A 6,954-nucleotide genomic window follows, 5' to 3' on the forward strand; every position below is an offset into this window, starting at 1 on the left:
CGAAGGCGTCGCAGGTCAGCATCACGACGGTCCTCGGGTGCCCGGCGCGGCCCGTCGCGCTGGCGTTGGCGATGACGTTGAGCGGGTAGGCGCAGCGCCCGTTCTCGGTGAGCGAAGCGTCGTCGAAATCCGGCACCCGCGTCTCGGGATCAATCACCACGTTCTCCATCACCGTGCCGAAGCGTTCGGTGGCGGCATAGATCTCCGGCTCGGCGTCGCGCGAGAGCCGGATGGTCTTGGCGTAGCAGCCGCCCTCGAAGTTGAAGAGGCCCTCCGGGCTCCATCCGTGCTCGTCGTCGCCGATGAGCTTGCGCGAGGCATCATTCGACAGCGTGGTCTTGCCGGTGCCCGACAGCCCGAAGAAGATCGCCGAGCCGCCGTCCGTATCGCGCGCGGCGTTGGCCGAGCAGTGCATCGGCAGCACGCCGGCGCCCGGCAGGACGTAGTTCAGGTAGGTGAACACCGACTTCTTCATCTCGCCGGCATAGGCCGAGCCGCCGATCAGCACGATCTTTCGCGTGAAATCGATGGCGATCACGGTCTTCGAGCGGCAGCCGTGACGGGCGGGCTCCGCCTGGAAGCTCGGCAGGTCGATGATTGTCAGGTCGGGGACGTACCCCGCGATCTCGGCGCGGCCTGGCCGGATCAGCAGGTTGCGGATGAACAGCGCGTGCCAGGCCAACTCGGTAAACACCCGCGCCTTCACCCGGTGGGCCGGGTCGGCGCCGCCGTAGAGGTCCTGCGCGAACAGTTCGCGGCCCGCGGCGTGGGCCTGGACGTCGGACAACAGCGTCGCGAACTGATCACGCGTGATCGCGCCGGTGTTGTCCCACCAGACCTCGTCCTCGGTGGCGCCGTCGCGCACTATGAACTTGTCCTTGGGCGAGCGGCCGGTATGGCTGCCGGTGGTGGCCGCCAGCGCGCCGCCGCGGGCAAGCCGTGCCTCGCCGCGGGCGAGCGCCGCCTCGTAGAGGCGCGGCACCTCGAGATTCCAGTGGACGGCCTTCAGGTCGCGCAGGCCGATCGCCTCTGCGCCGTGGCCCGCGTTGAAGGCGCCGATGTTGCTCACGCTGTGTCCTCCCGCGCCCCTGCCGGCATCGTCTTGCTGATCCGGGCGCCGACGGCGTCGCGGATCGTCGGAGCGGCCCTGCGGTCGCGCAGGACCGGCGCAGGCTGGTTCGCCGCGCCCGGCCCGATTTGACGGGCGGCGAGCCTTTTCCGTCAAGCCGGAGCACGGGCCGAGGCCGGAACGCGGCGCCCGCTTTGTCAGGCCGCGGCGCGGGCCTCGGCCGCGCCGGAAGCCTATATCCGGCGCATGCGGGCCCGCTTCATCCCGGCGCAAAACGGGGCTATCGCACCTCCCGTCGCGCCGCGCGCGGGCCCCTCGGACGAGACAGGACCCCGGACCCCCATGCCCCAAGCCGTCGCCGGTCCCGAGATCGAGCGCCTGATCCAGCTGCTCGCCCGGATGCCGGGCCTGGGGCCGCGCTCGGCGCGGCGGGCGGCGCTGCAACTGATCAAGAAGCGCGACACCCTGCTCGGGCCGCTGGCCGAGGCCATGCGGGTCGCCGTCGAGCGCATCGTCGTCTGCCGCGATTGCGGCAACGTCGACACCTGCGATCCGTGCACGATCTGCCGCGATCCGTCGCGCGATCCGACGGTGCTGGTGGTGGTCGAGGACGTGTCCGACCTCTGGGCGCTGGAACGCTCCGGCGCGGTGCAGGCGCGCTACCACGTGCTCGGCGGCGTGCTCTCGGCGCTGGACGGCGTGCGGCCGGAGCACCTCAACCTCGCCCGCCTCGTGGAGCGCGCCGCCGACCCCGCGGTGGCGGAGGTGATCCTGGCGCTCAACGCCACCGTCGACGGGCAGACCACCGCCCACTACGTCACGGACTCGATCCGGGAACTCGGGCGGCGGGTGACGCGGCTCGCCCACGGTGTGCCGGTCGGCGGCGAGCTCGACTACCTCGACGAGGGCACGCTGACGGCGGCGATCCGCAGCCGGACGGCGTTCTGAGCGCGGGGCCGGCGCCGGCCGGGCGGCATTTGACCGGCCTTCCGGCGCACCCTATTGCGGCAAAAACCCACCTCTCCCGTGTCCCGGCCGAGCCATGACGATCCGTCCCCTCGTGATCCTGCCCGATGCGCGCCTGCGCCTGCCGTCCGAGCCGGTGGGGCCCGTCACCAAGGAGATCCGCAGCCTCGCCGACGACATGCTGGAGACGATGTACGACGCGCCCGGCGTCGGGCTCGCGGCGATCCAGGTCGGCGTGGCGCGGCGCGTCGTCACCATCGACACCTCCAAGGAGGAAGGCGTGAGGAAGCCCCAGGTCTTCCTCGATCCCGAGATCGTCTGGGCCTCGGAGGAGACGCGGGTCTACGACGAGGGCTGCCTGTCGATCCCCGAATATTACGGCGAGGTCACGCGGCCCGACAAGGTGCGGGTGCGCTTCCGCGACCTCGACGGCGCGGTGCAGGAGATCGAGGCCGCGGGGCTTCTCGCCACCTGCATCCAGCACGAGATCGACCACCTCAACGGCGTGCTGTTCATCGACCACCTGTCGCGGCTCAAGCGCGACCGCATCACCAAGAAGTTCGCCAAGGCGGCCAAGCGCGACGCGGCTTGAGGCGATGCGCGTCGTCTTCATGGGCACCCCGGACTTCGCGGTGCCGACGCTCGCGCGGCTGGCCGGGGACGGCCACGACATCGCGGCGGTCTACACCCGCGCCCCGGCGAAGGCCGGCCGCGGCATGGCGCTGCGGCCCTCCCCCGTCCAGGCGCTCGCCGACCGGCTCGGCGTGCCGGTGCTGATGCCGGCGACCCTGAAGGACGCGGCGGCGGCGGAGACCTTCGCCGCGCACCGTGCCGATGTCGCGGTCGTGGTCGCCTACGGGATGCTGCTGCCGCAAGGAATCCTCGACCTGCCGCGTCACGGCTGCCTCAACCTGCACGGCTCGCTGCTGCCGCGCTGGCGCGGCGCGGCGCCGATCCACCGTGCGGTGATGGCGGGCGACGGGGTGAGCGGCGTCGGCGTGATGCGGATGGAGGCCGGCCTCGACACCGGCCCGGTGGCGCTGGAGGCCCGCCTCCCGATCCGGCCCGGCATGACGACGGGCGACCTGCACGACGCGCTGATGCCGATCGGCGCCGACCTGATGGGCAGGGCGCTGAAGGGGCTGGAGGCGGGCACGCTCGCCTTCCTGCCGCAGGCGCAGGACGGCGTGGTCTACGCGAAAAAAATCACCAACGCCGAGGCGCGGATCGACTGGGCGCAGGCGGCACTCGCGGTCGCCAGCCACGTCAACGGCCTCAGCCCCTTCCCTGGCGCGTTCTTCGAGATCGAGCTCGGAAAGGGTCCGGAGCGGGTGAAGGTCCTGCGCGCGATCGGTGCGGACGCTTCGGGCGAGCCGGGCACGCTGCTCGATGCCGAGGGCACGGTCGCCTGCGGGACGGGCGCCGTGCGCCTGCTGGAGGTGCGCCGCGCCGGCAAGGGCGGCGCGGCGAGCGGTGCCGAGTTCCTGCGGGGTGCGCGGCTCGAAGCCGGCGCGCGACTCGGATGAGCCGGATCGGGCACCGCGTCCTCCCTCCCCCCTCTGCGGGGGGGGGTGGCCCTCGCCTCAGCGAGGGTCGGGAGAGGGGAGCGCCATACCCGGAAACGGCGCTCCCCTCTCCCGACCCGCTTCGCGGGCCACCCTCCCCCGCAGAGGGAGGAGGGGATGCGCGGCCACCGACGCGGCAAGCCCCCCGGGAGCGGGAGCCGTGCGGCACCGCATCCGCTGCCCGGCGGCCCCGCTGATGCCGCGCTACAAGCTCGTCATCGAGTACGACGGCGCGCCGTTCCGCGGTTGGCAGCGGCAGGCCGACGCGCCGAGCGTGCAGGGGGCGGTCGAGGCGGCGGTCGTGCGCTTCTCGGGCGAAGCGCGGACGCTCACCTGCGCCGGCCGCACCGATTCGGGCGTGCACGCGACGCATCAGGTCGCCCATCTCGACCTGACGAAGGATTGGCGGAGCGACGTGGTGCGCGACGCGCTGAACGCGCACCTGCGCCGGGTGCCGGTGTCGATCCTGTCGGCGGAAGCGGTCGATCCAGCGTTCAATGCCCGGCACTGGGCGATCCGGCGGCACTACCGTTACCGCATCGTCGACCGGCGCAGCCCCGCGGCGCTCACCCGCGCCCAGATCTGGCACGTGCCGTGGGCGCTCGACGCCGACGCGATGCACGCGGCGGGACGGAGCCTGCTGGGCCTGCACGACTTCACCGCGTTCCGCGCCGCCGAGTGCCAGGCCAGGAGCCCGATGCGGACGCTCGACCGGCTCGACGTGGCACGCCGGGACATGGGCGTGATGCAGGAGATCGTGATCGAGGCGAACGCCCGCGCGTTCCTGCACCATCAGGTCCGCAGCATGGTCGGCACGCTGATGCTCGCCGGCAGCGGCCGCCTCGACGCTGCGGGCGTCGCCGACATCCTGGCGTCGCGCGACCGTAGCCGCTGCGGCCCGATGGCGCCTTCCTGCGGGCTGTGCCTCGTCGGCGTGGACTATCCCGAGGACGGTGGTCCGCCGGTCTGGCCGGATGCCGGGAAGTAGGCGTCGAGCACACGGCCGTAGATCGCCGTCAGCCGGTCGAGGTCCGCCAAGGCCACGCACTCATCGACCTGATGCATCGTCTCGCCGACGAGGCCGAACTCGATCACCGGGCAGGCATCCTTGATGAAGCGCGCATCCGAGGTGCCGCCGGTGGTCGAGAGTTTCGGCCGCAGGGACGTCTCGGCCTCGATCGCGTCGGCCACCAGATCGACGAAGGCGTCGGGCCGCGTCAGGAAGGCCGGGGCATTCGAGGGCGCGAGGTCGAGGGTGTAGCGCACCGCGTTGCCCGCCGCGCGCTCCAACCGGCCGCGGATCTCGGCCCCGAGCGTCCGCGCATCCCAGCCCTCGTTGAAGCGGACGTTGAACACCGCGCTCGCCTCCGCCGGGATTACGTTGGCGGCCGGGTTGCCGACGTCGATCGTCGTGAATTCGAGGTTCGAGGCGTCGAAATGCGCAGTGCCGCCGTCGAGCGGGTCGGCGGCGAGCGCGGCGGCCAGCCGCAGCAGCCCCGGGATCGGGTTCTCGGCCCGGTGCGGGTAGGCGACGTGGCCCTGCCGGCCGTGGACGGTGAGCTTGGCGTTCAGCGAGCCGCGGCGCCCGATCTTGATCATCTCGCCCAAGCGGCTCGGGTTCGTCGGCTCGCCGAGCAGGCAATGGTCGAAGCGTTCGCCCCGCGCCCGCGCCCAGTCGAGGAGCTTCTTGGTGCCGTTGACCGCCGGGCCCTCCTCGTCGCCGGTGATCAGGAAGGCGATCGAGCCCGGAAGATCCGGTCCGCGCGCCGCGACGAAGCCGAGAGCGGCAGCCAGCATGCAGGCGATGCCGCCCTTCATGTCGACGGCGCCGCGCCCGTAGAGCATCCCGTCCGACACCGTGCCGTCGAACGGGCCATGGCGCCACGCGGCCCGATCGCCCGGCGGCACGACGTCGGTGTGCCCGGCAAACAGCAGGCACGGCGTGCCCGTGCCCAGGCGCGCGAACAGGTTCTCGATGTCGGGCGTGCCGGGCTCGGAGAAGACCGGGCGCGCGACGGTGAAGCCCGCGCGCGCGAGCAGCGCGTCGATCAGGGCGAGCGCCCCGCCCGCCTCGGGCGTCACCGAGGGGCAGCGGATGAGCGCCTGCGCGAGCGCGAGCGGGGAAGCGTCGAAGGTCATCCCGGTATCCTGTCGGTTCGGGCCGTCCGGCGCAGTGGCGGCGCGGCGCCTTTGCGGGCGCCGTCCTCGCCCTGCCCGCGGCCGCCGGCCGGGCCTATTTCAGCACCACCACCTGCCCGTCGCCGGCGCGCCGCAGGACGCTGACGGTCACGTCGTCGCCGTGGCGGTGGAAGCGCAGGTCGACCCGTGTGTCGCCGAGTTGCAGGTTGAAGATGGAGACGCCGTCGAGGAAGGCCGGCAGGATCGGGTTGCGCAGCCGCACCCGGTTGCGGTCGTGGTCGAGTTCCAGCCCGAGGCAGGCCGAGAGCAGCGCGAAGGGCGCCGCCGCGGCCCAGGCCTGCGGGCTGCACGCCACCGGGTAGGAGACCGGGCCGCGCTGGCGCCGCCGCATGAAGCCGCAGAACAGCTCCGGCAGCCGCTTCTGGTCCTGGTAGAGCGCCGTGTCGAACATCCCCTGGAAGATCCGCGCGGCCTCGGGCTTGAGGTCGTAGCGGGCGAGCCCCATCGCGATGATCGCGTTGTCGTGCGGCCAGATCGAGCCGTTGTGGTACGACATCGGGTTGTAGCGCGCCTCGCCCCGCGCGATCGTGCGCACGCCCCAGCCGTTGAAGCCGTCCTTCGACAGCAGGGTCGCCGCCACCTGCGCCGCCCGCTCCGGCAGGGCGATGCCGGTGAACAGGGCGTGGCCGGCATTCGACGAGCGCACGGCGCAGGGGCGCTTGCTCCCGTCGAGCGCCAGGGCGTAGGTGCCGATCTCCGCGTTCCAGAACGCCGCGTCGAATTTCCGGCGAAGCTCGGCCGCCTGCACGGTCAGCGTCTCGGCCATGGCATCGTGGCCGAGCATCGCGGCGAGCTTGGCCATGCCGATCTTGGCGGCGTAGACGTAGCCCTGCACCTCGCACAGCGCGATCGGACCGTCGGCGAGGTGCCCGTCGGCGTGGAAGATCGAATCGTGGCTGTCCTTCCAGCCCTGGTTCTGCAGGCCCTTGTCGGTGTCGCGCTCGTACTCGACGAAGCCGTCGCCGTCGCGGTCGCCATAATCGTCCATCCAAGCGCGCGCGCGTTCGAGCGCCGGCCAGATCCGGGCGATGGTCTCGCGGTCGCCGGTGACGGCGTAGTATTCCCAGGCGAGCCACACGAAGAGCGGCGTGCCGTCGATGGTGCCGTAATAGTGCCGGAACGGCACCTCGCCGAGCATCGCCATCTCGCCGCGGC

At 72.3% G+C, this 6,954-nt stretch carries 7 protein-coding genes; 4 read left to right on the top strand and 3 right to left on the bottom strand.

The genetic code is table 11. The features are described 5' to 3' along the window. Window positions 1-1,069 (bottom strand): phosphoenolpyruvate carboxykinase (ATP) (locus ACFE86_RS20390; protein WP_375457149.1); only part of this gene is annotated, 1,069 nt, incomplete at its 3' end. Between the two features lie 342 nt (window positions 1,070-1,411). Between ACFE86_RS20390 and recR the strand changes: the two genes are divergently transcribed. The 4 genes from recR to truA all read left to right on the top strand — a co-directional run bounded on the left by recR (window position 1,412) and on the right by truA (window position 4,588). Beyond that, window positions 1,412-2,017, top strand: coding sequence for a recombination mediator RecR (gene recR / locus ACFE86_RS20395; RefSeq protein WP_375457150.1), 606 nt, complete (start codon window positions 1,412-1,414; stop codon window positions 2,015-2,017). Window positions 2,018-2,111: 94 nt separating this feature from the next. After that, window positions 2,112-2,627, top strand: a complete 516-nt coding sequence (def, locus tag ACFE86_RS20400) for a peptide deformylase (RefSeq protein WP_375457151.1) — start codon at window positions 2,112-2,114, stop codon at window positions 2,625-2,627. 4 nt (window positions 2,628-2,631) lie between these two features. After that, on the top strand, window positions 2,632-3,561 hold the full coding sequence (gene fmt, locus ACFE86_RS20405; RefSeq protein ID WP_375457152.1) for a methionyl-tRNA formyltransferase: 930 nt from the start codon (window positions 2,632-2,634) through the stop codon (window positions 3,559-3,561). 235 nt (window positions 3,562-3,796) lie between these two features. Further along, window positions 3,797-4,588, top strand: a complete 792-nt coding sequence (gene truA / locus ACFE86_RS20410; protein ID WP_375457155.1) for a tRNA pseudouridine(38-40) synthase TruA — start codon at window positions 3,797-3,799, stop codon at window positions 4,586-4,588. Here the strand turns inward: truA and dapE are convergent. Together dapE and ACFE86_RS20420 are read right to left on the bottom strand one after the other, a co-directional pair. Further along, window positions 4,540-5,739, bottom strand: coding sequence for a succinyl-diaminopimelate desuccinylase (gene dapE, locus ACFE86_RS20415; RefSeq protein ID WP_375457153.1), 1,200 nt, complete (start codon window positions 5,737-5,739; stop codon window positions 4,540-4,542). The two genes, truA and dapE, sit on opposite strands and share 49 nt — an antisense overlap. 94 nt (window positions 5,740-5,833) lie before the next feature. Next, window positions 5,834-6,954, bottom strand: a 1,121-nt coding sequence (locus ACFE86_RS20420) for an amylo-alpha-1,6-glucosidase (RefSeq protein WP_375457154.1), incomplete at its 5' end; no start/stop codon positions are given.

The organism is uncultured Methylobacterium sp. (genome assembly GCF_964244095.1).
GTDB lineage: Bacteria > Pseudomonadota > Alphaproteobacteria > Rhizobiales > Beijerinckiaceae > Methylobacterium.

Bases quoted from the DNA above. Each gene is read 5' to 3' on its own strand.
- fmt (WP_375457152.1), top strand. From the start codon at position 2,632: ATGCGCGTCGTCTTCATGGGCACCCCGGACTTCGCGGTGCCGACGCTC.
- truA (WP_375457155.1), top strand. From the start codon at position 3,797: ATGCCGCGCTACAAGCTCGTCATCGAGTACGACGGCGCGCCGTTCCGC.
- def (WP_375457151.1), top strand. From the start codon at position 2,112: ATGACGATCCGTCCCCTCGTGATCCTGCCCGATGCGCGCCTGCGCCTG.
- recR (WP_375457150.1), top strand. From the start codon at position 1,412: ATGCCCCAAGCCGTCGCCGGTCCCGAGATCGAGCGCCTGATCCAGCTG.
- dapE (WP_375457153.1), bottom strand. From the start codon at position 5,739: ATGACCTTCGACGCTTCCCCGCTCGCGCTCGCGCAGGCGCTCATCCGC.